Source organism: Amycolatopsis sp. AA4 (genome assembly GCF_002796545.1).
Classification (GTDB): Bacteria; Actinomycetota; Actinomycetes; order Mycobacteriales; family Pseudonocardiaceae; genus Amycolatopsis.
Genome location: NZ_CP024894.1, coordinates 3,452,533 through 3,477,226 on the forward strand (window position 1 = coordinate 3,452,533; position 24,694 = coordinate 3,477,226).

Annotated in this window: 21 protein-coding genes; 14 read left to right on the top strand and 7 right to left on the bottom strand. The window is 72.3% G+C overall.

The window, feature by feature from the left end; translation table 11 throughout:
* Positions 1-313: 313 nt before the first annotated feature.
* The 6 genes from CU254_RS16190 to CU254_RS16215 all read left to right on the top strand — a co-directional run bounded on the left by CU254_RS16190 (position 314) and on the right by CU254_RS16215 (position 5,823).
* Entirely contained in the window at positions 314-1,114 is an 801-nt protein-coding gene (locus CU254_RS16190) for a universal stress protein (RefSeq protein ID WP_037713823.1), read from the top strand.
* A 49-nt stretch (positions 1,115-1,163) separates the two neighbouring features.
* On the top strand, positions 1,164-1,430 hold the full coding sequence (locus tag CU254_RS16195) for a DUF1918 domain-containing protein (RefSeq protein WP_009077477.1): 267 nt from the start codon (positions 1,164-1,166) through the stop codon (positions 1,428-1,430).
* 70 nt (positions 1,431-1,500) lie between these two features.
* Positions 1,501-2,103, top strand: a complete 603-nt coding sequence (locus CU254_RS16200; protein WP_009077479.1) for a CBS domain-containing protein — start codon at positions 1,501-1,503, stop codon at positions 2,101-2,103.
* Entirely contained in the window at positions 2,100-2,963 is an 864-nt protein-coding gene (locus CU254_RS16205) for a universal stress protein (protein WP_009077481.1), read from the top strand. Before CU254_RS16200 ends, CU254_RS16205 begins: the two co-directional genes overlap by 4 nt.
* Positions 2,964-3,375: 412 nt before the next feature.
* Positions 3,376-5,091, top strand: a complete 1,716-nt coding sequence (locus CU254_RS16210) for a GAF domain-containing protein (RefSeq protein ID WP_159396478.1) — start codon at positions 3,376-3,378, stop codon at positions 5,089-5,091.
* A gap of 78 nt (positions 5,092-5,169) precedes the next feature.
* The gene (locus CU254_RS16215) at positions 5,170-5,823 is read left to right on the top strand and encodes a response regulator transcription factor (RefSeq protein ID WP_009077487.1); all 654 of its coding nucleotides are present in this window, start codon (positions 5,170-5,172) and stop codon (positions 5,821-5,823) included.
* On the opposite strand, the gene CU254_RS16220 is transcribed toward CU254_RS16215, so the two are convergent.
* A complete protein-coding gene (locus CU254_RS16220; protein WP_009077489.1) occupies positions 5,820-6,800 on the bottom strand; it encodes a nitroreductase family protein in 981 nt (326 codons plus the stop codon). The genes CU254_RS16215 and CU254_RS16220 overlap by 4 nt on opposite strands.
* A gap of 128 nt (positions 6,801-6,928) precedes the next feature.
* Here CU254_RS16220 and CU254_RS16225 point away from each other — a divergent pair, with 128 nt between their 5' ends.
* From CU254_RS16225 to CU254_RS16240, 4 genes are all read left to right on the top strand, one after another.
* Positions 6,929-8,641 carry a GAF domain-containing protein gene (locus tag CU254_RS16225; protein ID WP_009077492.1) on the top strand — a complete coding sequence of 571 codons (1,713 nt, stop codon included), beginning with the start codon at positions 6,929-6,931 and terminating at the stop codon, positions 8,639-8,641.
* A 394-nt stretch (positions 8,642-9,035) separates the two neighbouring features.
* Positions 9,036-9,782 carry a GAF and ANTAR domain-containing protein gene (locus CU254_RS16230; RefSeq protein ID WP_009077494.1) on the top strand — a complete coding sequence of 249 codons (747 nt, stop codon included), beginning with the start codon at positions 9,036-9,038 and terminating at the stop codon, positions 9,780-9,782.
* A gap of 251 nt (positions 9,783-10,033) precedes the next feature.
* Positions 10,034-10,432, top strand: coding sequence for a hypothetical protein (locus CU254_RS16235; protein WP_009077496.1), 399 nt, complete (start codon positions 10,034-10,036; stop codon positions 10,430-10,432).
* Positions 10,433-11,072: 640 nt separating this feature from the next.
* Entirely contained in the window at positions 11,073-12,704 is a 1,632-nt protein-coding gene (locus CU254_RS16240) for a carboxylesterase/lipase family protein (RefSeq protein WP_009077498.1), read from the top strand.
* A gap of 48 nt (positions 12,705-12,752) precedes the next feature.
* Here CU254_RS16240 and CU254_RS16245 read toward each other — a convergent pair whose 3' ends face one another.
* Positions 12,753-13,409 (bottom strand): SDR family oxidoreductase, encoded by a 657-nt coding sequence (locus CU254_RS16245; RefSeq protein WP_009077499.1) that lies wholly within the window; start codon positions 13,407-13,409, stop codon positions 12,753-12,755.
* Between the two features lie 94 nt (positions 13,410-13,503).
* Here CU254_RS16245 and CU254_RS16250 point away from each other — a divergent pair, with 94 nt between their 5' ends.
* Positions 13,504-13,866 carry a helix-turn-helix domain-containing protein gene (locus CU254_RS16250; RefSeq protein ID WP_009077500.1) on the top strand — a complete coding sequence of 121 codons (363 nt, stop codon included), beginning with the start codon at positions 13,504-13,506 and terminating at the stop codon, positions 13,864-13,866.
* 99 nt (positions 13,867-13,965) lie between these two features.
* Here CU254_RS16250 and CU254_RS16255 read toward each other — a convergent pair whose 3' ends face one another.
* Both CU254_RS16255 and CU254_RS16260 read right to left on the bottom strand, forming a co-directional pair.
* Positions 13,966-14,316, bottom strand: a complete 351-nt coding sequence (locus tag CU254_RS16255; protein WP_037713827.1) for a hypothetical protein — start codon at positions 14,314-14,316, stop codon at positions 13,966-13,968.
* A gap of 14 nt (positions 14,317-14,330) precedes the next feature.
* Positions 14,331-14,831, bottom strand: coding sequence for a TetR/AcrR family transcriptional regulator (locus CU254_RS16260; protein WP_037713830.1), 501 nt, complete (start codon positions 14,829-14,831; stop codon positions 14,331-14,333).
* 169 nt (positions 14,832-15,000) lie between these two features.
* Here CU254_RS16260 and CU254_RS16265 point away from each other — a divergent pair, with 169 nt between their 5' ends.
* Positions 15,001-15,510 (top strand): hypothetical protein, encoded by a 510-nt coding sequence (locus tag CU254_RS16265; protein WP_037713832.1) that lies wholly within the window; start codon positions 15,001-15,003, stop codon positions 15,508-15,510.
* A gap of 129 nt (positions 15,511-15,639) precedes the next feature.
* Positions 15,640-17,631: an NAD-dependent DNA ligase LigA gene (ligA, locus tag CU254_RS16270; RefSeq protein WP_009077508.1), complete on the top strand. Its 1,992-nt coding sequence runs from the start codon at positions 15,640-15,642 to the stop codon at positions 17,629-17,631.
* Positions 17,632-18,672: 1,041 nt separating this feature from the next.
* Here ligA and CU254_RS16275 read toward each other — a convergent pair.
* Complete coding sequence (locus CU254_RS16275) at positions 18,673-19,620, bottom strand: ketopantoate reductase family protein (RefSeq protein WP_009077509.1); 948 nt, start codon at positions 19,618-19,620, stop codon at positions 18,673-18,675.
* A 263-nt stretch (positions 19,621-19,883) separates the two neighbouring features.
* Here CU254_RS16275 and CU254_RS16280 point away from each other — a divergent pair, with 263 nt between their 5' ends.
* On the top strand, positions 19,884-20,270 hold the full coding sequence (locus CU254_RS16280) for a hypothetical protein (RefSeq protein WP_037713835.1): 387 nt from the start codon (positions 19,884-19,886) through the stop codon (positions 20,268-20,270).
* A gap of 222 nt (positions 20,271-20,492) precedes the next feature.
* On the opposite strand, the gene CU254_RS16285 is transcribed toward CU254_RS16280, so the two are convergent.
* Both CU254_RS16285 and CU254_RS16290 read right to left on the bottom strand, forming a co-directional pair.
* Positions 20,493-22,208 (bottom strand): ABC transporter ATP-binding protein, encoded by a 1,716-nt coding sequence (locus CU254_RS16285; protein ID WP_009077513.1) that lies wholly within the window; start codon positions 22,206-22,208, stop codon positions 20,493-20,495.
* Between the two features lie 529 nt (positions 22,209-22,737).
* Positions 22,738-24,390: an ABC transporter ATP-binding protein gene (locus CU254_RS16290; RefSeq protein ID WP_009077514.1), complete on the bottom strand. Its 1,653-nt coding sequence runs from the start codon at positions 24,388-24,390 to the stop codon at positions 22,738-22,740.
* Positions 24,391-24,694 lie beyond the last annotated feature (304 nt).

The window sequence follows — 24,694 nt, forward strand, 5'->3', positions numbered from 1 at the left end:
TTTCCCAGAGGGGCGACGCCGTTCGCGGACGGCCGACAACGTCCACAGTGGACGGCATGCCGGGCGCGAGGATCAGGTCATGCGGAGTGCCGCCGTCGACGGAGCATCGGCCCGCGCGAAGTCCGTGAGGGGAACCCTGACGGAATCAGAGTCCCTGAGGGTTCCCCTCACGAACCTCCGCACCCCCGCGGCGGAATCGTCGGAGATGCGCTTTCGTCCCTCCGGGAAAGGACTTCGGCCCCTGCCGAACCGCCCCCGGGCAGGCCACCGTGGACCCTGCCGCCGGGACCGGCGGCGGGAAGGGGAGGCGAGGGTGCCCGGGAAGAAACCCGACCGCGCGGTGCTCGTCGGGGTGGACGAGTCGGAGGCCTCGCTGGCAGCGGTCCGCTGGGCGGCCGCGGAAGCGCGGCGCCGCGGCTGCCGCCTGCAGCTGTTCCAGGCCGGCACCTCCGACCAGCACGCGCGAGAGCGGTTCGCCCGCGCGCACCGATGGCTGAGCCGTGCGGCGCAGGTCGCCGAGGAGGCCGCGCCGGGGGTGGTGACGGTGCCGGTGCTGCGGACCGGGCTCGCGGTCGACTTGCTGGTCGAGAGGTCGCGGTCGGTGTCGCTGGCGGTGCTGGGTTCGCACGGGCTCGGCGGGCTGCGCGGGGCGGCGATCGGGTCGGTCGCGTTGCGGGTGGCGGCGGGGGCGTACTGCCCGGTGGTGATCGTGCGCGGGCGCGCGGCGCCGGGAGGGGCGGTCGTGGTCGGGGTGGCGGCCGACGAGCGCGTCGGGGGATTCGCCTTCGAGGCCGCGGCGAACCGGCGCGTGCCGCTGGTCGCGGTGCGGGCCTGGCGGTCCGACCGGCCGGGGCGGGCCGCGGAGGAGGACCGGTTGCTCCGCGAGTGCCTCGCCGCCTGGGCGGACAAGTATCCGGAGGTCGCGGTGCGGGTCCGGGCGGTGCGGGAGCGTTCGGCGGGACAGGCGTTGATGGCCGTCGAGGGCGCGCAGTTGGTCGTGATCGGCAGCCGGGGCCGCGGGCCGGGCTCCGGCGGGCGGCTCGGGTCCACCGGCAACCGGCTGCTCGCGCACTCGGCGTGCCCGGTGGCGGTCGTCCGCGGAGCGTTCCGGTGAAGAAGACGCCGCCGCGACGACCCGAAGCCCGACCCGACGAGGAGGAGCGATGCGCGCACAGCCCGGCGACTGGCTGGTGGTGAAGAGCGGACGGACGGAAGTCCCGGACCGGCACGGCCGCGTCGTCGCGACCGGGACCCCGGACGGCGGCCCGCCGTTCACCGTCCGCTGGTTCCTCGGCGGCTACGTTTCGACGATCTTCCCCGGCCCGGACGCGGTCGTGCTCACCGAGGCGCAGCGGAGAGCCGCTGCGCCGAACGGCGGAACACGCCGCCCGCGCCGCGGCACTGAGGACGTTGGTCCTCAGAGCCGGTGACTCCGGACCGGCGTGCCCGCCCGGTCCCGTCGCTTACTTTCGAGCCAGTACCAGGGAAGGGACGGGCCCGATGCGCGCACGCGATCTGATGACCTCGCCCGCGGAGACGGTGCGTCCGTGGACCTCCGCCGACGAAGCTGCCGGGATTCTCGCCGAACGCGGCTTCCCCGCGCTGCCGGTGGTCGACGACGACGGACGGCTCGTCGGCATCGTCACCGAGGCCGACCTCGGCCGAGGCCGGACGCCGGCACCGGACGGGCGGCGGCCGTACCACCCCGGCGCGCTCGAGACGACTGTCGGCGCGGTGATGACCTCGCCCGCCGCCGCGATGCCGCCCGGAGCCGACCTCGCGGACGTCTGCCGCGAACTGGTGGACGCGAAGAGCCAGGCGATGCCGATCGTCGTCGAGGGCTCGCGGGTGGTCGGCATCGTGACGCGCGGCGACGTGGTCCGCGTGCTCGCCCGCGCCGACACCGCGATCGCCGCGGACGTACGGCACCGGCTCGAGGTCTACGGCGGGACCGGACGCTGGAAAGTCGAGGTGCACGAAGGGGTCGTGCGCATCACCGACCGGTACGACGAGGAAGCCGACCGCGACGTCGCGACGCTGCTGGCGCTCGCGGTGCCGGGCGTGGTGGCGGCGGACCCGGCGGGCGACGGGACGGGCAGATGACCGGCCGGAACCGCACCGTGCTCGTCGGGATCGGCGGATGGGACGGCGCGGCCGAAGCGGTCCGGTGGGCCGCCCGGCTCGCCGCGGGCCGGGATCTCGAACTGGAACTCGTGCACTGCCTGCAGACCGCCGTGCCCGCCGGATTCGCCGGGCCCGGCCCGTTCTTCGAGGACCCGCCCGGCGACGGTCTGGCGGCGTTCTGCGACGCGTCCCCGGTCCGCAACGAGGTGTACTCCGACTCCGCACCGGACCTGCTGATCGACCGGTCCCGCGACGCCCGGATGGTCGTGCTCGGCCGCACCGGGACCGAAGGGTTCACCGGCCTGCTCGCGGGCGCGACGCTCGCGGCCGTGGTGAGCAACGCGGGCTGCCCGGTCGTGGTGGTCCGCGGGCGCCGCGGCGACGGCCCGGTCCCGCTCGACGGGCCGGTGGCGGTCGGCGTCGACACCAGCCCGAACAGCGAGGCGGCGATCGCGGCGGCGTTCGAGGAGGCCAGTGCCCGGCGGGTCCCGCTGGTCGCGGTGCACGCCTGGGCCGACGTCGTGTGCGACGTGCTCGAACGCACCGCGCGCCCGCTGCCGGAACGGGAAACCCGCCGCCAGCCGGTCGAGGAACGGCTGCTCGCGCAGCGGCTCGACGGCTGGCAGGAGAAGTACCCCGGCGTCGAGGTGCGCCGGAAACTCGTCCGCGACCGGCCGCGGCAGGTCCTGCTGGAGGAGTCGGAGCGGGCGCAGCTGATGGTCGTCGGGACCCGCGGCCGGGGCGGCTTCGCCGGGATGCTGCTGGGCTCGACCAGCCAGGCGCTGATCCACCACGCGTCGTGCCCGGTCCTCGTGGTGCGCCCGGAGGCGCGGCGCTGACCGTTCCCGCGAATATCTGGCGAAAGGACAACAAATCGGGGGAATCCGGGGAATGCCCGGGCGGGCGACCGGCAATTCCGCGCCGGTCCGTCCGATGAGCACGAGGTCCGCCGGAAGAACCATTCCGCCGCCGTTCGTTCCTGTCCGCCGGGGCAGGCCGCCGATTCCGTTCTCTCTTGCGGCGCACTGCCGGATCGCCCGTCTCGCGGGGAAGGCAAGGTCCGCGAGCGACGTTTTACCGCCCGATTTCCTTGCCGCGAGCGGGACCGGCACACCCGTTTTCCCGTGCAGCGCCGAAAACCGCGGCGGCGCCCTTTTCGCGTGCTTGACGGCCGCTCGCGCGAGCCGGAAGACTGAATTCCCAGTGGCGCGCCGCGGACGGGACGCGGGGGCCGGACGGGCAGGAGCCGGGGTGAACCAGCGGGACGCACCCGAACCAGCGAGGCTGACGTTCCCCGATCAGCCGAGGATGGAACTGGACCAGCTTCTCGGCGAGCTGGTGGAACGCGCCCAGGAGGTCATCAGCACGCAGGGCAGGCTGCGCGGGCTGCTGCGCGCGACCCAGTCCCTCACCGGAAGCCTCGCCCTGCCCGCGCTGCTGCGCCGCCTCGTGGAGTCCGCGTGCGAGCTGGTCGAAGCGCGGTACGCGGCGCTGGGCGTGATCGGGCCGGACGGGCGGCTGGCGGAATTCGTGCACACCGGGACGGACCCGGAGGCGGTCGAGCGGATCGGCAGGCTGCCCGAGGGCAAGGGCCTGCTCGGCGCGGTCGTCGAGGACTCGCGCCCGGTGCGGCTGGACCGGCTGCAGGACGATCCCCGCTCGACCGGGTTCCCCGAGGGGCATCCGCCGATGACGAGCTTCCTGGGCGTCCCGGTCCGGGTGCGCGGCGAGGTGTTCGGCGACCTCTATCTCGCCGACTCCGCGCGGGGCCGGTTCAGCGAGGAGGACGAGCAACTGGCGCTGGCGCTCGCCGCGGCGGCGGGCAGCGCGATCGAGAACGCGCGGCTGTACGAGACCGCGCGGAACCAGCAGGAATGGCTGCGCGCGTCGGCGGCGGTCACCCGGGAGCTGCTGTCGGCGGATCTCGGCGACCCGCTCGGCCGCGTCGTGGACTACGCCCGCGAGCTCGCGTCCGCCGACCTGGTCTCGGTGACCCGCCCGGCGGAACGGGAGGGCTACCTTTTCGTCGAACGCGCGGTCGGGGCGGGCGCGGAACAGCTGGCCGGCCGGGAACTGCTCACCGAGTCCACTGTGGCCGGCACGGTGTTCGCCCGCGGCGAGCCGAGGATCGGGTCGTGGCCGGACGAGCTGTCGCGGCTGTCCGTGCCGTCCGTGCTGAGCCTCAATCTCGATTCGGTGATGCTGGTTCCGCTCGCCGGGAACGGCACGGTGGCCGGGGTGCTGACCGTCTCCCGGCTGGCCGGGCGCCCGGCGTTCACCGCCGACGACCTGGAGATCGCGGCCTGGTTCGCCGACCAGGCGGCGGTCGCGCTCGAACTGGCGAAGGCGCGGGCCGAACGCGAGGACGCCGCGCTGCACGACGAGCGCGACCGGATCGCGGCGCGGCTGCACAGCGAGATCCTGAACCGGCTCTACGCCACCGGGCTTTCGCTGCAGACCACGGCCGGGCTCGCCAAATCGGCGGTCGTCGCGGCCCGGCTGCGGGAGACGATCGCCGACCTGGACGACGTGATCAACCACGTGCAGCAAACGGTTTTCCGGCTGGACGACGTCCTGCCGCCCGCCCCGGAGCCGATCCGCGACCAGGTGCTGCGGGTCCTCGCCGAGGCGCGCGAGGAACTGGGCCTCGCGGTGTCCACGCAGCTGACCGGGAAACTCGATCCGGTGCCCTCGGACGTCGTGGTGCCGCTGCTCGCCGACGCACTGCGGCTGATCGCCCGGCACACCTCGGCCGACGCGGTGGAGGTCGAAATCCACGCGGAACCGGCGCGGACGACGGTGACCGTCCGGTACGAGGGCGACGGCGACGTCGCCGTGTCCGCCGCGGCGGGGCTGGCCGCGCTGGCGGAGCAGGCGAGCCGCCGCGGCGGGACGCTGACCGTGGCCGGCGGTTCGCGGCTGAGCTGGTCCGTGCCGGTGAAAACGCGTCCGCCGGCCGGGGATTGAGGACCGTGGGCGCCGCCGGAGCGCGGCGGCGCGCCGTACGCTCGACGCACGAACGAGCCCGACCGGGGAGAAGGACCGATGCTGCGGGTTTTCCTGGTGGACGACCACGAGGTGGTCCGGCGCGGGGTCGCCGACCTGCTGGAGGAGGACCCGGACATCGCCGTGGTCGGCCAGGCGGGCGACGTCGCGCAGGCGCTGGCCCGGATTCCGGCGCTGCGGCCGGACGTCGCGGTGCTCGACGTGCGGCTGCCCGACGGCAACGGCATCGAACTGGCCCGCGAACTGCGGTCCCTGTCGCCGGACCTGAAGTGCCTGATGCTCACCTCGTACACCGACGAACAGGCGATGCTCGACGCGGTGCTGGCCGGTGCCGCCGGGTACGTGATCAAGGACATCAAGGGCCTCGACCTGATCTCGGCGGTCCGGGACGTCGGGGCCGGGAAATCGCTGCTGGACGCGCACGCGGCGGCCGCGTTGATGACGAAACTGCGCGACAGCGCGGAAAAGCAGCGGGGACCGCTCGCGCACCTGTCCGATCAGGAACGGACGCTGCTGGCCCTGATCGGAGAGGGGCTGACGAACCGGCAGATTTCGGAGCGGATGTTCCTCGCGGAGAAAACGGTGAAAAACTACGTGTCGCGGTTGCTGACGAAGCTCGGCCTGGAACGGCGCACGCAGGCGGCGGTGCTGGCGACGGAGCTGCGCGGTCGTGCGCGTCGGCCGGGCGGTTAGACGCTGAGCGCGGACGGAGTGACGAGGACGTCTTCGAGGGCGCGGCGCGGGGTGCGCGGGACCGGTGCGCCGTAGCCGAGGCGCAAGACGATTTGCGGCCAGAGCCCGCCGCCGAGCAGGTCGCGGAGCCGGGCGCGGATCACGGGCACTTCGACCGGCTGGGAGATGAACGAGGCGTCGATGCCGCGGGCAGTGGCGGCGAGCAGGACCCGTTGCATGGCCTGTCCGGCGCGCAGCCGGTCGATCGGCTGGTCGGCGAACGTCCCGACCACGACGACCAGCGGCGCCGCGCCCGGTGCGCGCGAACCGCCGCCGTAATCGCGCAGGACCCAGGTGTCGTCCGCGGTGACGGCTCCGCCGGCGGCGAACGGCACGCCGTCGCGCCGGTCGGGCCCGCGCCCGGTCCAGCGCTGCCATTCCGACCGGAAGGCCGGGTCCTCGGTCTGGAGGCGGTGGCTTTCGCGGATCAGGTCGTTGAGCCCGCCGAGCTGGTCCTCGTCGAGCCGCGGCAGCCAGGCGTGCTCGACCTCGGCCGCGTGCCGCAGCGTTCCCAGCGCCCCGGGCGGGACGGGTTTGGCGGTGAACGGCGTGCGGTTGGTGTGCCGCAGCGGGATGGCCTCGGCCAGAGACGCGAGCTTGCGGTCGGTCGGGGCGGCGGCGCGCGGGCGCACGAGGGCGAGCAGGTCCGGGTCGCTGCGGCGGGGGAAGTAGCTGGTCGCGGGATGGACACCGGTCGAGTGGATCGCGGTGCGCAGGTTGAACAGCGCCGCCCCGCAGGAGAGCAGCAGTTCGCGCCGGTCGGGGTCAGCGACGGGCAGGGTGCGGTCGGCGTCCGCGTGCACCTCGATGCCCGCCGGACCGCTGCTGAACAGCCAGGGCTGCGTGTTGTGCGTGGACGGCGCCAGGGTCGCGGAGCGCAGCACCGACGCCACCTGTTCGGCGCTGAGCAGGCCGGACGGCGCCACCTGAAGGGTCATCCTTCTCCCCGGGACCGCGAAACGCGGGACACTGTGTCGTGCGTAGTCGTTCGCTTCAGCATGCGTCCGCCGGACGGGGGCGCCCAGGGGCGAAAGTCATCTGTCTGAGGACGCCGAAAGCAGGTCTGATGCCGGAACCCACCCGGAAGCTGTCGGGAACCCTGTCGCAGCTGCGGCTGCGGGAGACGCTGCGCGATCTGCAGGAACGGATCGAGCTGCTCATCGGCACCCGGGACAAGATGGACGGCCTGCTGGAGGCGGTGCTGGCGGTCGCATCCGGGCTCGAACTGGACGCGACGCTGCGCCGGATCGTGCAGGCCGCGGTCGAGCTGGGGGAGGCGCATTACGGCGCGCTGGGCGTGCTCGGCGACGACGGCGCGCTGGCGGAGTTCGTGTACCTGGGCATCGACGCGGAGACGCGGAAGCGGATCGGGCATCTTCCGGAGGGGCACGGCCTGCTGGGGCTGGTGATCGACGACGCGAAACCGTTGCGGCTGACGGAAATCTCGGCGCATCCGGCGTCGGTCGGGTTCCCGGCGAACCATCCGCCGATGCATTCGTTCCTCGGCGTGCCGGTGCGGGTCCGCGAGGAGGTGTTCGGGAATCTCTACCTCACCGAGAAAAAGGACGGGGCGGAGTTCACCGACGACGACGAGGTGATCGTGCAGGCGCTGGCCGCCGCGGCCGGGATCGCGATCGAGAACGCGCACCTGTATGAGCAGACCCGGTTGCGGCAGCGTTGGCTGGGCGCGACGAGCGAGGTGACCACGGAGCTGCTGGGCGGCACCGACCCGGTGGACGCGCTCGAGCTGATCGCGGGCCGCGCGCTGGAACTGACCGGTTCGGACGTCACGCTCCTCGCGCTGCCGGGAACGGGCAGGCTCGACGTCGACGAGGACTGGTACGCCGATTCCGCCGAGCTGACCGTGACCGTGTGCGCGGGCGGCGACGTACGCGATTTGACCGGGTTGCGGATGCCCGTCGACGGGTCCGTGCCGGGCGCGGTCTACCGCGACCGGACCCCGCGCCGGATGGCCGAACTGGCGCTGCTGCCGGATCGCGGCCGCGGTCCGGCGCTGGTGGTGCCGTTGCGCGCGGGCGACCACACCTCGGGAGTGCTGATCGCGTTGCGGGAACCGGGATCCGCGTTGTTCGAGACGGCGCAGCTGCCGGTGCTGGCGTCGTTCGCGGACCAGGCGGCGCTGGCGTTGCAGCTGGCCTCGCAGCAGCGGGCGGCGCGGGAGCGGGACGTGCTGTCCGACCGCGACCGGATCGCCCGGGATTTGCACGATCACGTGATCCAGCGGCTGTTCGCGGTGGGACTGGCGATGCAGAGCACGCAGCGGCGGGCGAAGACGCCGGAGCTGCAGCGGCGGCTGCAGGAGAGCATCGACCAGATGCACGAGATCGTCCGCGAGATCCGCACCGCGATCTTCGACCTGCACGGCGGCGCGGCGGGGGAGGCCCGGCTGCGGAACCGGCTGCACGACGCGATCGCGGAACTGACCGACGACGCCCCGCTGCACCCCGCGGTCAGCATGGCCGGCCCGCTCGACGCGGTGCCCGCCCAGTTGGCCGAACACGTGGAAGCCGTCGTGCGGGAAGCGGTCAGCAACGCGGTCCGGCACGCCGGGGCGTCGGCGCTGTCGGTTTCCGTCGCGGTCCGGGACGAAGTGGTGCGGATTTCGGTGACCGACGACGGGACCGGGCTGCCGGAGGAGGTTTCGCCGAGCGGGCTGGGGAATCTGCGGGAGCGGGCGGAGTCGGCGGGCGGGGAGTTCGTGCTGGGGTCCGGGCCGGGCGGCGGGGTGCGGGTGGAGTGGTCGGCGCCGTTGCGCTGAGGCTGGTCCGGCGTGGATTACGGGACGGAGAGCCATCCCGTCGGCGGGCGTCAACCGTCCACTGTGGACCTTTCCATTGCTGACGCTGTCGTGCTGCCCGGTCGGCGAGAAGGTGGAGGCGGATGCGGCGACGGGACGTCCATCGAGGGTTCGGCGGATTCGGAGGCATATTCATCTTTCCGCCGCGCGGGCCGCTCTCTGGACGAACGCGTTGCTCCTCGTGATTACCGCGGCCCTCGCCGGGGAACCCGGCGGCGGTGTGCCCCAGGCGACCGGAACCGGGCGGGAGTCCAGCGCAAAAGGCACGGGCCCGGCTGTGGGCGCATCCGAGAAGCAGTCATGGGCGGAAACGAGGCGCGCGTGCGAACGCCGCCGGGAAGAAAGCGAGGTGCTGATGAGCGACGGGTTCGCTGGCGCGGTCACGTCATCCAGCGAAAACCAGCTGCTGCGCGCGTTCGTGGAGATGGCCGACTCCCTGGCCGACGACTACGACGCCGCGGATGTGCTGCACCGGCTCGCGAAATACTGCGTCACCCTGCTCGGCGCCTCGGCAGCCGGGCTGCTGCTCGTGGATCAGCGCGGCGGCCTGGAGGCGGCCGCGGCGTCGGACAAGACTGGCTGGACGCTGCTGGAGCTGCCGGACGGGCCGGGTCCGGAGGCCTGCCGCTGCGGCGAATCGGTGTGCGTCGAGGACATCGCCGCGGCGGCGGTGCGCTGGCCGCAGTTCGCGCGACAGGCAGCCGAGGCGGGATTCCGGTCTGCGTACGCCCTTCCGTTGCGGTTGCGCGGGGAGGTGATCGGCGCGCTGACCCTCTTCGGACAGGGCCCGGTCCCGGTGAGCGGGCCCGCGCTGGACGTCGCCCGCGCGCTGGCGGACGTCGCGACCATCGGGATCCTGCAGGAACGCGCGATCCGGCGCGGCGAGCTGCTCAGCCAGCAGCTGCAGCAGGCGCTCAACAGCCGGGTCGTCATCGAACAGGCGAAGGGCGTGCTGGCGCAGGCCGGCGGGCTGGACATGGACCTGGCGTTCGACCGGCTGCGCGCCTACAGCCGCGCGCACAACGAACGGCTCAGCGCGGTGGCGGAGACGGTCGTGCGCGGCGAACTGAGACCGGAACAGGTTCTCGGCCGCGCGAGCTGAGCGCCGCGCGTCACCCGCCGCGGCCGGGAAACCACCCGGAATGACCGTAACGGCCTCGCTCCGTGCATCGGACCCCTGGTGCGGCGGGGCGCGGACAGCCCGGACGGACGTCTTGGCAAGGCCGCGGGCCCGCCGTTAATGTGGATTTCCCGGGAGGGGTCCTCCTGGGGAAGTGCAGATGCCGCGCGCCCCGGCCCCTGGCTTTCTGACATCTGCGACACGGAACCCGTGCCGACCGTCCGGAGTGCCTGATGTCGCTTCCGTCCCCCGAGGTGGTTTTCCGCGCCCGGCGCCGGAAATCGTGCGAGCGCTGCGGCGAGCCGATCCCTCCCGGGAAACTGCAGACCGCGCTCGTCCCCGATTCCTCGCGCGCCGACCCCGCCGATTTCGCCGGCCACGGCCAGCGGCTCGTCTACGCGTGCGGCGACGAGCACATGGCCCAGCTGGTCGAGCAGGCCCGGCGCGACTGGGTCGACGAACAGTGGTGGTTCGGCCTGCTGTGCCAGGCGAGCCGGACCGCGCGGCAGGCGTCGCTGCCCGAACTCGCCCGCCAAGCCCGCCTGTCCGACGGCCAGCTCGACGCGGCGCTGAAGTGGAACAGGGACAGTGAGCACCCGCTGCGACGGCTTCCGGGCGGGCAACCCTGCTGACTGCCCGGCGGCCTGCCTTCGCCGCAGCAGCGGAGGTTCGTGAGGGGAACCCTGAGGGACTCTGAGTCCGTGAGGGTTCCCCTCACGGACCTCTCGAGCGCCCATCTCGGGCCATCCCGCCGCCGCCCCGCCCGCGTCCCTTCCCCCTTTCCCCGCGGATTCCGTATCGCTCGCCGGAAAGCACGCGCCGCATTCGCCGAAAGTGCTCGCTCCAGCCCGCCGCGGCCGGTCCGGCGAGGTGGAGCCGGCTCCCTGCGCGCCCCAGCCCCGCCCGCGTCCCGTCCGCATTTCCCCGCGGATTCCGCAACCCTTGCCGGAAAGCACGCGCCGCATTCGCCGCTCCGGCCCGCCGCGGCCGGTCCGGCGAGGCGGATCCGGATCCCTGACAAAGACCATTCTGCCCGGGAAATTGACAGTTCCCGCGCGACCGAACGGAGGTTGTGCCTTTTCCCGCCGAGCCCAGACTGGAATGCGGCGGGAACGCGCCCTCCGTGCCGTTCTCGTTGCGGTGGCGGGGAAACGGCCACCGGTGAGGTCGAGCCCCTGCCGGAAGGACGCCTGTTCGGTGCGCGGATGCCGCTCGTCGGGTCCCGCGCCCGCCGTCGCGCTCTCCCGGCGAGGCGGGAGCGAAGGAGGACGGATGAGACTTGACGGGAAGGCAGGCGTCGCGCTGGCGGCGGTCGCGCTGGTCGCGACGTCGCTGGCCGGTTCGGCGTCCGTGGCGGGCGGCCGGGCCGAGGCCGCGCCGCCGCCGGCTCCGGCGTGTTCGCCGGGCACGACCGTGGCGACCGACGACGGCCCGGTGTGCGGGATCGCCGGTCCGGACGTCCGGTCGTGGGAAGGGATCCGGTTCGGCGCGCCGCCGGTCGGCGACCTGCGCTGGGCGCCGCCGCGGCGTCCGGCGAAGTGGACCGAGCCGTTCCCCGCGACCGCGCCCGGCAACGCGTGCCCGCAGCTGGCCGGTCTCGGCCCGGGATCGGAGACGGAGGACTGCCTGAACCTGAACGTCCGCGTGCCCGCCCACCCCGGGCACGGGAAGCTGCCGGTCATGGTGCAGCTGCACGGCGGCGGATTCCTCATTCTGCAGGCGCAGAACGCGAGCCGGCTGGTGACCGAGGGCCGCGTGATCAGCGTCGAGGTCAACTACCGGCTCGGGATTTTCGGGTTCCTGGCGCACGAGGCGTTCGGCGAGCACGCGGGCGACTACGGGCTGCAGGACCAGCAGGCCGCGCTGCGCTGGGTGCAGCGCAACATCGCGAAATTTGGCGGAGACCCGCACAATGTCACGATTTACGGGGCGTCCGCGGGCGGGTCGAGCGTCTGCGACCACACGGTTTCGCCGACCGCAGCGGGACTGTTCCAGCGCGGCATCGCCCAGAACGGCGAGTACAACTCGTTGCTGGGCACGGACATCCAGTGGCAGCCGCAGGACTGCAAGGCGGATCTGCCCGACGAGGAACAGGCCCAGCAGGCCGGGGCGCGGTTCGCCAAAGCGCTGGGCTGCCAGTCCGACGCCGGGGCGTGCTTGCGCAAGGTGCCCGTCGCGACCCTGCTGAAGCAGGCGGGCAACGGGATGAAACCGGACAGCGGCACGATCGCGCCGATCGTGAACGGGACGACGCTGCCGATGTCGCCGGGGGAGGCGTTCGCCAAGGGGCGGGTCAACAAGGTCGCGCTGATGCACGGCGTGGCCCGCGACGAGGTCCAGCTGCCGTCCGCCTCGACGCCGGAGGACTACCGGAAAATGGTGGCGCAGCAGTACGGCGAGCACGCCAAGGAAGTCAGCGAAAGCTATCCGCTGAAACGGTTCCCGAATCCGGCCCCGTTCCTCGCTTTCCGGACGATCGTGGCCGATTCCAATTCGGTCTGCCCCGCGCTGCTGAACGACGAACGGCTCTCGCGGCACATTCCGGTTTATGCCTACGAAATGGACGACACCGACGTGCCGCCCGCGTTCTTCCTCGACCCGACCAAACCGAACGGCGCGTACCACGTCGCCGAGGGGATGCTGCTGACCCCGCCGCCGGGAGTTCAGCTCAACCCCAACCAGAAGGTGCTCTCCGACCAGCTGGTGGCGCAGTGGACCGGATTCGCGCGCACCGGCAGCCCCACGGTGGACGGCACGCCCCAGTGGGATCCCTTCACCGAGCGCAACCCGGTCGTCATGTCCCTCAACGCGGCGGGGGACAGCCAGCTCACCACCGAGATCCCGCGGCAGCACCGGTGCAACGGGCTTTGGAACCCGCTGTCCCCGTTCGTCCAGCATCGGTGAAAACCCGGTGCCGGCGGGGTTTTCTCCCGGCCGGCACCGGATTCGCGGTCAGGGGCGGCCGCCTTCGAGGTGGATGGTTTCGCCGGTGAGGAATTCGGCCTGCAGCATCCACAGCACCGTGTCGGTCACGTCGGCGACCGTGCCGGTGCGGCCGACGAGGGTGCGCTGCGCGGCGTTCGCGAGGAAATCCGGTTTGGCGTCGCCCTTGCCGTCCCAGACGCCGGAGTCGATGATCCCCGGCGACAGCGCGTTGACCCGGACCGGCGCGAGTTCGGCGGCGAGGTGCTGCGCGGCGAAGGCGGCTGCCCCGTTGGTCACACCGGTCACGACGTTTCCGCGAGCCGGACGCCAGCCGACCTGTCCGGAGAACAGCAGCAGCGACCGCCGGATCGTGAAGTGTTTCGCGAGCAGCAGGGGCCCGATGACTTTGGCGGTGAACGCGTCGACGGTCTTGTCCCGGTCGAGTTCGCGGATCGGCGCCGCGTGGGGCGCCGCCGCCGTGTTGATCAGGTGGTCGACCGGTCCGAGTCCCGCTGCCGCGGCCGCGATCGTCGCCTCGTCGCGCAGGTCGATCTGCAGCCCGCCCGGCCGATGGGACGCGACGTGCACCTTCGCGCCCTCCTCGGCCGCGGCTTCGGCGATCGCCGTGCCCAGATGCCGTCCGCCCAGCACCAGCACGGTTTGTCCGGCCAGCCGGTTGCCCATGGTCCTTCTCCGTTCCGTCGGTTCGCCCGTGGCCGACGTAGGCTATGGAAAAGTAACCAGGTACTTCAACGTAACCGACCCCGGAGGAATCGCCGTGGCCTACAACGTCATGTCCGCCCGCTGCCCGTCCCGGGTGGTCCTGCACCGGATCGGGGCGAGGTGGACGGTCTTCGTGGTCAACGCGCTGGAGGACGGGCCGCTGCGCTTCACCGCGCTGGCGGAGCGGATCGAGGGCGTCACCCCGAAGGTGCTGACCGAAACGCTGCGCGCGATGGAGGAGGACGGGCTGCTCGCCCGCGTCGAGTACGCGGAACAGCCGCCCCGCGTCGAATACGGGCTCACCGATCTCGGCCGGTCGCTGCTGGTGCCGTTGCGCGCCGTCCGCGAATGGGCGGAAAGCCATGTCCCGGAAATCCTCGAGGCTCGCGAACGCGCTCAGGCCGCGCGGGAGAACTGACTCCGCTCTTGCGGGCAGGCCGTGCCCAGGTGCTCCGGCCCGCGGCCGGGTGTCCGTTGTGGACACCCGGCCGGCCGTCGCTCGTGCGGAGAACCTCTGTCAGCGCAAGGCTTTCTCGATCAGCGCGACAGTCTCGCGAGGATCGTCGACCTGAACGACCAGCCGGGCGTAACGCTCGTCGGCGAGTTCGATGACGACGGCCTTCGACGCGTCCTTGACGTCCCAGAACACCTTCTCCCCGTCGAGATGGAACGTGCCCGCCGTGATCACCCCGGGCACGTGGGCGCCCGGCGCGCGGATCCCCTTCGGTTCGGCGGCGATGCCGGGGTCGGCGGTCGCGCCGCGGACGTTCGCCAGCGGGATGGTCAAGCTGCTCTTCAGCGCCCAGAGCTTGTCGAGACCTTCGATGACGACAACGAGATCGTCGCCGTCGATGCGAACCAGTGCCATGTTTGTTTTCCTTGTCAGTCAAGCGGATCGAGACGGTGGGTCAGCGCGGTGCGCGCCTCGCCGGGGTCGCCGCGCAGTCGAAGCCCCAACGCGGCGGCGGTGAGAGCGGCGGCCAGAGCGGGGGAGACGCCGAGCGCGTCGGCGATCGCCTGGTCGAGCGCGGTCAACGCCGCGGACACCTCGGCGCCCACCTCCTCGTCGGACGGTGCCCGTTCGACCGCGGCGAGCACCAGCAGCCCGAGGTCGGCCGAAGTGACGAGCCGCAGCGCGGTCTCGGCGTCGTTCGCCGCGGCGAGCGCTTCGGTCAAGGGCTGGACGTCGTCGGCGACGTGGCGGCGCAAGGCGGCCAGGTAGAGACCGCGCTTGCTGCCGAACGTCTTGTACAGACTGTTCCGGTGCACCCCGAGGTGGGTCACGAGGTCGTCCACTGAGACCCCGTCGTAGGCCCGCCCGCCGAACAACCCCACGGCGGCCCGCACCACCTCGTCCTCGTCGAACGCCCTTCGCCTTCCCATGCCACGACAGTAGCCTTTTGAGGAACGATCAGTCAAGAACGAGCGTTCCTTAAAATCGCCGGGTCTCCGCTGTCCGGCGACCGGGGCTTGTCGGCGAAAATCCCGTCCCCCGCAGGCGTGACCTCCTGAAATCGTCCGGATGCTGACGAGGAGAGGAAGGCCGCGGAACGTGACCCTGCAGGAAAAAGCCCAGAGCCGGCTCGCCGACGATCTCGTGCCCGGGGAGCGGGTCCGCTACGCGCTGATCGCCTTCCGGCCCGGCGGGGTGCGGAACACGATGATCGCCGGTGCCGCGGGCATCGCCGGGGTCGCGGGCGCGGCAGGGATGGCGCTGGCCGCGCGGCGGGGCAAAGCAGAGGCCCCGGAAGCGCCGATCGCCATCCCCGGCCGGATCATCCTGACGCTCACGACGCACCGCCTGGCCACCTTCACCGTCGGCGGCATAATCCGGGCCGCACCGGGGAAGCTGCTGCACTCGTGGACGCTGGACCAGCTCGCCTGGGTCGCGGACCCCGTGCTGGTCCCCGGGGTGGCGCAAGCGCTGCGCTGCAGTATCGGAGTGACCGGCACGGGCGTCCTCGGCTTCGAATTTCCCCGCCTGCAAGTCCAGGAAGGCCGGACGATGATCGCCCGGCTGGCCCGGGAGCTCAGAGAACTGGGCGAGGACCCGGCTTCCTGACCGTCCTTCGCGGGTTGCTGCGGAGCAGCGGTCGTCGCGCCCCGGAGGGCGCCGCGGTTGCTCTGGAGCCGCCGCCTCGTCGGCGTCGCTGTCCGGTTTTGTCGGTGGCGCCAGGTAGCGTTCCGGGTCGTGGACGTTCGGGAACGTATTCAGGAGCTGGCCGACCAGATCGTGGCGTTGCGCGACGCGTACTACCGGGGCTCGCCGGCAGTCGCGGACGCGGAGTACGACGCGATCGAGGACGAGCTGCGCGGGTTGATCGAGGCGAGCCCCGAGCTGGCCCCGGACCCGAACCCGCTGGACCAGGTGGGCGGTCCGGCGGTGCTGCACGCGCCGATCCGGCATTCGCGGCCGATGCTGTCGCTGGAGAAGGCGACGAAACCGGAGCAGGTCGAGGCCTTCTTCGACCGGTTCCCGGGCCAGGCCGTGGTCGTGATGCCGAAGCTCGACGGCCTGTCGCTGGCCCTGGTGTACGAGGACGGCCGCCTCGCGCGGGCGGTCACCCGGGGCGACGGGACCACCGGCGACGACGTCACCATGCTGGTGCGCGCGCTGACCGACGGCGTTCCGCACCAGGTCAGCGCCCCGGGCCGGGTCGAGGTGCGCGGCGAGGCGGTGATGCTGCGTTCGACGTTCGCCGCCTACAACACCGCGCACCCGGACAAACCGCTGATCAACCCCCGCAACGCGGCGGCGGGCACCCTGCGCGCGAAAGACCCGGCCGCGGTGGCCGAGCGGCGGCTGCGTTTCTTCGCCTTCGACCTGGACACCGAGCCCGGCAGCGCGGAAACCGACCTGGGCAGCGGCCTGCTGGCGCTCGGCTTCACCGCGGCGGACATGCGCCGCTGCGCCGACGCCGCCTCCGCGCAGGCCGTGATCACCGCGATCGAGCAGCAGCGCAACGACCTGGACTACGACATCGACGGCGCCGTCCTCCGGCTCGCCGACCGTGCCGCGTACGCCGCCGCGGGCACCCGTTCGAGTTCGCCGCGCGGGGCGCTGGCCTACAAGTTCGCCGCCGAGGAGAAGACGACCGTACTGTCCGATGTGGTCTGGGACGTCGGCAAAACCGGCAAGATCGCTCCGGTCGCGTGGCTGGAGCCGGTCTTCGTGGGAGGGACCACGGTCACGCGCGCGACGCTGGCCAACCAGGAGGTCATCCGCGCCCGCGGCATCAAGATCGGCGACACCGTGCTGGTGCGCCGGGCGGGCGACGTGATCCCGTTCGTCGCCGGGGTGCTCGACGAGTCGAAACGCACCGGAGCGGAACGCGAGATCGTGCCCCCGTCGACGTGCCCGTCGTGCGAGCAGCCGCTCACCGAACAGGGCAACAGCCGGGAACTGTTCTGCACCAACGTTTCCTGCCCCGCGCAGACCGTACGGCGGCTGATCCACTGGGCGTCCCGGGCCGCCGCGGACATCGACGCGATCGGCGGCGTGTGGATCGAACGGCTGGCCGAGGCCGGGATCCTGGAGCACCCGTCGGACTTCTACCGGCTAACCAAGGAACGCCTGCTGGAATTCGACCGCATCGGCGAGGTCTCGGCGACGCGGATGATCGAGTCCATCGACGCCAGCCGCCAGGTCGGCTTGCGCCGGGCACTGATCGGGCTCGCGATCCCGATGGCGTCGGAAGGCACCGCGGCGCGCCTGTGCCGAGCCGGGTTCGCCTCTCTGGAAGCAGTGCTCGACGCGGGGGTGGACGGCCTCGTGGAGGTGGAGGACATCGGCCCGAAGGTCGCCGCCTCGCTGGTGGAACACCTCACCCGGCTGCGCCCCGAATTGGAACGCCTGCGGGAACGCGGAGTCTCCCTGGACGTCTTGGAAGAAGACCTCCCGCCGGCGGTCGTCGCGGGTGCGCCGTTGGAAGGCAAAACGGTAGTCGTCACCGGCGCGATCAGCGACCCGCGCTCGGGGGAGAAGGTGCCGCGCCCCACCTTCCAGCGCCTGTGCGAAACGGCGGGCGCGACCACCGCGTCCTCCGTCTCGGCGAGCACGGACCTGCTCATCACCGGCGCCGACGTCGGCGCGAGCAAACTCACGAAGGCCGAGAAACTCGGCGTGGAGGTCGTGGACCAGGGGGTGATCTGGGAACAGCTGATCGCGGCCGGAGTGGTCTGAGCCCGCGCCCGGTTTCCCGCGCTGCCGCGGGGAGGCGGCGGGGAGGTCTGCGACGAGGGCGCGCGGCGCGCCGGAATGGCCGAAACTCGACCACGAACGGATGAAACCATTGCGCAGCAACGGGTTTCCCGTGACCATCCCTCGTGGCGGCGTGGCGGCGTGGCGGCGTGGCGGCGTGGCGGCGTGGCGGCGTGGCGGCGTGGCGGCGTGGCGGCGTGGCGGCGTGGCGGCGTGGCGGCGTGGCGGCGTGGCGGCGTGGCGGCGTGGCGGCGTGGCGGCGTGGCGGCGTGGCGGCGTGGCGGCGTGGCGGCGTGGCGGCGTGGCGGCGTGGCGGCGTGGCGGCGTGGCGGCGTGGCGGCGTGGCGGCGTGGCGGCGTGGCGGCGTGGCGCTCAAAGCCATGCATAATCCCCGCCTCGGTCCGCGGTCTACCGAATTCGGCCCGCGCCAAGTCGTCTCCCGCAAGCAGCGGCGTGGCAGGTATCGCGTTCGGGTGAACGTCCGGCGGCGGGCTGCCTGGCGGCCGGATTCGCGCGAACGTTCCATGGCAGGCGGCGAATCCATGGCGGGCGGCGAAGTATCGGATTGGCGAATGCCCGCGGCTCGGCGTGGCAACCGGTCGAGCGATCCGCCCGACGACGACCGCCGCTAACGTGCCTCACACCGATAACCCGTCGCGCCCCGCTTCCGGCAGCCGATGTAGCCGCTCTGGAAATCACTGCGAGTGCGCACTCGCCATAGCGAGCGTGGGCCTTAGGTGGGCGTTCGTGCCAACCGTGCTGAGCCTGCTCCGCGAGGAGCACCCAGTCTGCGAGATCCGCCTCTCGGAACCGTTCGGCATCGGCGTGGCGAGCAGTCCGGTTGGCGTGAGTGTTCAGTGACCGGTGTTAGCGGCCGTGGTCGCGCGAGCGATGGGCACCCAGCGTAGCGAGCCGCCGATCCCGCGCGGACTCGGCAACCAACCCGGCTCAGGCGACCGCTGGCAACAACTTCCCCTGCCCGCCAAGCGAACCGCAGCCGCCGACAGAACCGCGCCCGGCAGCTCACTCCTTCCTGTCCAAACCGAAATACGGTTCCGCCGCCTCCAACCGCGGCACCCGGACACCCAACCGTCGAGCCTCTGCCAGCACGTCTCGGCAGATTTCGCACGGCTCGCGGGCGTCCGGGTCGGAGTGCGCCTCGAGATTCGCCCGCGCGGGAGGGAAATGAGCCAGCAACCAGCCGAGCGCCGGAGCGGTCAGCCAAGTCGGCGCCTGGAACGGCAGCAACGCGCCCCGGTGCCGCCGCAAGTCGACGCCCCGCGCTGCGAGGAGCGGCACCAATTCACGGCCAGCCAGCAGCGCCTCGCGCAAGTCGTCGCGGGACCGGGCTAGCGAACTCAACGAACCCAGCCGCACGCCCTGCGAGTGCAGGCCCGCGTCCGAGACGAAATGCACCCACAACCAGCCGCGGAAGTCAGGTCGCTCTCGGACCCGGAATCCCGCGTCGCGAAACACCTGCCGGACGGTCCGCTCGCGTTCGGTCATCGGCTCGCCGAGGGTCCCGAACACGGCGAACGGCAGCAGCATCCCGCGAAGCACCCCGTCCTCGCCGAAACCGCCGCCGCCCTGCGGGAAGCCCCAAGCGACCTGGTCAACGGGAAGATCGCCGATCGCCTCCAGCGGCTCGGACCAGATGTTGCCGAAAACCAGCACCGTGGCCTTCCCGACGCGCGGTGCGAGGAAGGCCGCCGCCTCCGCGAGCCGGTAATGCTGGACGCTCACCACAATCAGGTCGAACTCGTGCTCCGGCTCCAGCTCCTCGCGGCAACGCACCGGCCAGTTCTCGACGATCCGCCGTCCCCTCAGGCCGCGGACGTCGAGATCGACCGAATCCCCGTACTCCGCCGCCCGGCCCGGGCGGACGTAGAACTCGACCTCGTGGCCTGCCCGTTCCAAGGCCCAGCCGTACATCGCCGCGATCACGCCGCGTCCGAACATCAGGATCTTCACTGCCGCACCTCGCCGCCGGATAACTGGAGACTATCTCCACTTGTCAAAATATGGAGATGGCCTCCAGTTGTCAACGAGACCACGAGCACCGTCCTAACCGGACACTGCACGGGATCGCCGCGGCTGGCAGGCGGCCATGGACAGACCTCGCCGCGAGGCTGTCGAGAAACAGGACCCAACCCCGGAAGTTCACGCATAATCCCGCGCCGGAAGCATCGGCGAAGTACGATTCCGCCGGAACCGACCATCCTGGGGGAAACGCCGTGAAACGCATCGCCATCGGTCTCGTCCTGTCCGCGGCCGTCGCGCTCGGCGGCGCGGGGGCCGCGAACGCCGCGGGCTACCCGACGTCCGACTTCGGCGGCGGCATCAGCGGCGGCCGCACCGGCGGAACGCTGACCTGGTACAACCGCGCGGTCGGCGTCACCGGATTCGTCCGCGACGACCCGACGGCGGGCAGCACCACGGTCACCTTCGAATTCCGGCAGGCGGGCACCCTGTTCGACGTCCAGACCCGCACCGTCTCCGACGACCAGAAAACCTTCGGCTGGACCGAACCCGGCCCGTCCGGCGGGATCAGCAAGGTCGACATCTACCTCGGCCGCAACGGAAGCAAGATCCTCATCGCCTCGGTGCCGCGCAAGGTCTGAGCCTCGGTTCCGTGCGTCTCGGGGAACGCGATCGAGAGCACTGCATCTCCAGCGAGTTGTTCGACCCCGCGTCGAATCCGACCCAACGGCGGGATCCTCCCGGGGGCCGAATCACTCAGCGACGTCGAGGCCCGCGCAGGCCCGCCGTCGGAAGAGCCGAACGGTCATGAGCACCGGTGGCCAGAACGCAGCGCCCCACGGCGGTCCGATTCCACGTAGCGATCAGCTGGCTTCAAGCCGCGAGCGCTCCGGCAGCCAAGCCCGCATCATCTCGGCGTACCGCGGTGCCGTCGCGAGGAGTTCGTCGTGGCGGCCCAGCAGGGTCTCCTGTCCGTCCATCAGCAGCACGCGGTGCGCCCGGACCGCGGACGACAGGCGGTGGGCGATCACTATCAGGGTTCCTCCGCGGGCGGCGAAGGCGCGTTCCGCGTGGACCTCCGCGGCAGGGTCCAAAGTGGACGTCGCCTCGTCCAGGACGACGACTCCGGCGGGCGCGGCGTAGGCCCTCGCCAGCGCGAGGAGCTGGGCCTCTCCGGCGGAAAGGCCCTCCGCACCGGGGCCGAGTTCCGCGTCCAGGCCGCCTAAGCGGGCCAGCAGCGGGGCGGCGCCGACGGCTTCGGCGGCTGCGGCCAGGCGGCGGTCGGAGGCTTCGGGGTGGAACAGCGACAGGTTTTCGCGCACGGTCCCGGCGAAGAGGTAGGCCTGTTGCGGCACCAGCACCAGATGCCGGGGCCTGTCGGCCAGTTCGCTGGCTCGTACGCCGCCCAGCCGGACCTCGCCGTGCTGCGGTTCCAGCAAGCCGGTGAGCAGGCCGGCGAGGGTCGATTTCCCGATCCCGCTCGGGCCGACCACGGCCAGGTGCTCGCCCGGGCGCAGGTCGAGGTTCAGGCCGCGGACCACCGGTTCCGGTGCGGCGCCCCAACGGAACGTCAGGTCGCGCACGACGAGCCCGAGTCCGGCTGGGCTTTCGGTCGCCAGGCGGCGTTCGGGCGGGGCGGTGGTTTCGGCGAGCCGGCGCAGCGCGACGAGCAAGCGGAGGACGACCGTCGACGCGGTGGCGGCCAGACCGCGCAGTGCTGGCTGCAAGGTGGTGGCCAGGTAGACGAGTGCGCCCAGCGCGGCCCCGGCGGTCAGTTCGCCGCGGGCGACCATCGACGGCGCCAGGGCGAGCGTGAGCACCAGCGGGACGAAGCCGCCGAGCGCCACGAGCACCGACCGCAGCGCCGCCGACCTCGCGACGCGCACCGCGGCCTCAGCTTGCCGGTCCACGGCGTGGTCGGCGGTCAGGGCGGCGACCGGTTCGGCTCCACAGGCGACGACGTCGCGCATCCCGGCGAAAATCGAGCCGGTGGCGGCCGCGGTGCCCTCGTCGGCGAGCGTGAGTGCGCGTTGCCGCCGCGCGAGGGAGGGGAGCAGTGCGGCGAACCCGGCCAGCGCGAGGACCACCGGCACTACGACCGGCACCGTCAGCGGCCCCGCGACGCTCACCAGCCCGGCGATCGCCGCCGCGGTCGTGACGATCATGCCGCGCGCCTGGACCAGGAGCCCGCCGGTAGCGTCGCGCACGACCTCGACGTGCTGGGTGATCCGCGCGACGCCGCGCGCGTCCGGACCGCCCCGCGGCGGTGCGGGATCATGCAGCACCCCGCGCACGACGGCGGTCACCAGCGCGTCGCGCAGGGGCTCGACGACCTTGCCCAATTGCCGCCACACCAGCCGGGAGCCGAACGCGCCCGCGAGCGCGGCGAGGCCGAACACGCCGAGCCACCCGAGGCCGACGCCGGGCTTTCCGGCGGCGAACCCGCTGTTGACGGCCAGTTCGACGAGCCGTCCGGAGAAGAACGCGGGCAGTCCTTCGAGGACGGAACAGGCCAGGAGAACCAGCCCGCCGCGCCATTGCCCGGCGAGAGCGTTCCGGTAGAGGCGGCCGACGGTCATGGTCGCGGGTGCGGTGGTGTGTCGCCGGGTGAGTTGGTGTCGGGTGTTCACGTTTCCTCCGTGAACGCGGCGCGGTGTCCCGGCAGTTGCCACGTGTGCGGCCCGAACGCCCGGACTTGGCCCGCTGCCAGCCCCACCAGATCCGCTCGTGCGGCCACTGCGGCCCGGCGCGTCGCGGGTGCTGTCGTTTGTCGCCGTGCGGGCTGGTGCCCGGTGTTCATGCGTGCGGCTGCCCTGGCCTGGCGCGCTGCCAGCCATGCCAACGAATCCGCTTGTGCGGCCGTCGCTGCTCGGTGTGTCACGATTGCCGGAGGTCGGCGGCCGACGGTCGTGGGTGCTGTCGGTTGTCGCCGTGCGGGCTGGTGCCCGGTGTTCATGCGTGCGGCTGCCCTGACCTGGCGCGCTGTCAGCGATGCCAGCAAATCCGCCTGTGCGGCCATCGCGACTCGGTGCGTCACGATTGCCGGAGATCGGCGGCCGACGGTCGTGGGTGCTGTCGGTTGTCCCCGGGTGGGTTGGTGCCGGGGGTTCACGTTTCCTCCGTGAAGACGGCGCGGTACCCCGGCAGTTGCCACAATCGCGCGTGCGGTCCGACTGCCCGGACCTGCCCGGCTGCCAGCCACACCACGAGATCCGCTCGTGCGGCCATCGCGGCCCGGTGCGTCACGACGACCCGAGTCCGGCGGCCGAGTTCAGCCGTCACGGCGCGTTCGGTGATGGCGTCCAGGCTGGAGGTGGCGTCGTCGAGAAGGAGCACCCGTGGGTTCCGCGCGAGGGCACGCGCGAGACCGACCCGGGCACTTTCCCCGCCGGACAACGGGGTTTCGGCAAGCGGAGTGTCGTACCCTTGCGGCAATCGGACGAGTACGTCGTGAATCCGTGCGGTCCGGCAGGCGGCATCGACCGCCGGGACGCTGGCCCACGAGCCATAAGCGACCGCATCGGCGATCGTGGCGCCGAGAAGGGCGGGCTCGGCGGCGGCGTACCCGATCACGGCTCGAAGCTCCTCCGGACGCAGCACGGCGAGGTCGCGGCCGTCGAGCAGCGCCTGCCCGGCGTCGGGGCGGCGGAGACCTGCCAGCAGACTGACCATGGTGGACTTTCCCGAGCCGGAACTCCCTACCACGGCGGCGAAACAACCGCCGGGGATGGTGAGGTTGACGTCGGCGAGTGCGCCGTGGACGGTCGCGCCGCGGAGTTCCAGGGTGCCGTTTCCTCGCAACAGACCGAGGGCGCCGCGCGGCGGAGGCTCGGTGTCGAGGACTTCGGTGATCCGGTGGGCGGCCGACCGGATGCGGGAAAGCGTGGTGAGCAACGGGATTTGCGTGACCAGGCCGAGGCCGAGCGCGACGTAGCCGAGAGCGGCGAGGACGTCCCCGGCGCTCAAGCGTCCGTCGAGGACCCCGAATCCGGCGGCGGCGAGGGTGAGGATTTCCACTGTCGGGAGCAGGAGACCGGCTCGCCACACCATCCGGGCTTGGGTGCGCCACATGCCTTGGCCGGCCAGGTTGAGCCGGGGCAACGGGCGCAGCACCCGGGCGGCTTCGGCGTCGGCGGTGCCGGACGCGGCGATCGTCCGCAGGCCGGTCACGGCGTCGAGCAGACGGGCGGACAGTTCGCCGGAAACCCGTTGGTAGGCAAGGACATCTTTGGCGGTGCCCCTCAGGTGCGAACGCGCCAGAAGCAAGGCGAAGGGGAGGCTGCCGAGGAAGACCAGCGCGAGCCGCCAGTCCAGAAGGGCCAGCAGGACTACCGCGCCGGAGGACATGAGGCCGGTCGCGATCAGCTGCACCACGACTGCCGCGATGCCGCCGGCGGCCGCGCAATCGCCGCTCACTCGGCTGACCGCGTCGCCGGGAGCGAAGGGCGAACTGGTGCCCACCGCGAGCAGCCGGTCGGTGACCTGACGGCGGAGCCAGGCGCTGGCGTTGCTGGTCAGGCGGGCGGGAAGGAGCACGCCGACGGCGTCCGCGACGATCTCCGCGGCGCCCACGACCAGCAGCCACACCACCGGACCGGTACTGCTTCGCCCGCCGAGCACCGCGTCGGTCGCCGCGGCGAGGGCGCCGGGCAGCAGCAATCCGGCAGCGGCGGAGACCAGCGACGTGACGACGACGGCGGCCAGCCGGGGACGGTCGAGGAGGGCGACCGACCTCAGCAGCCGGTCGGCGGGTCGGGCCATGTCGCTCCCCTCAGGCGGTGGTTGGTGGGCGGTGTTTGCGGTGGTGTGGCAGGTGTGGTCGGTGGTGGGGTCGTGTTGCTTCGCTCGGGCGGTGGTTGGTGGGCGGTGTTTGCGGTGGTGTGGCAGGTGTGGTTGGCGGCGGGGTCGTGTTGCTTCGCTCGGGCGGTGGTTGGTGGGCGGTGTTTGCGGTGGTGTGGCAGGTGTGGTTGGCGGCGGGGTCGTGTTGCTTCGCTCGGGCGGTGGTTGGTGAGCGTGGTGTCTGCGGCGGTGTGGCGAGCGCGGTCGGCGGTCGGGGTGGGGTCGT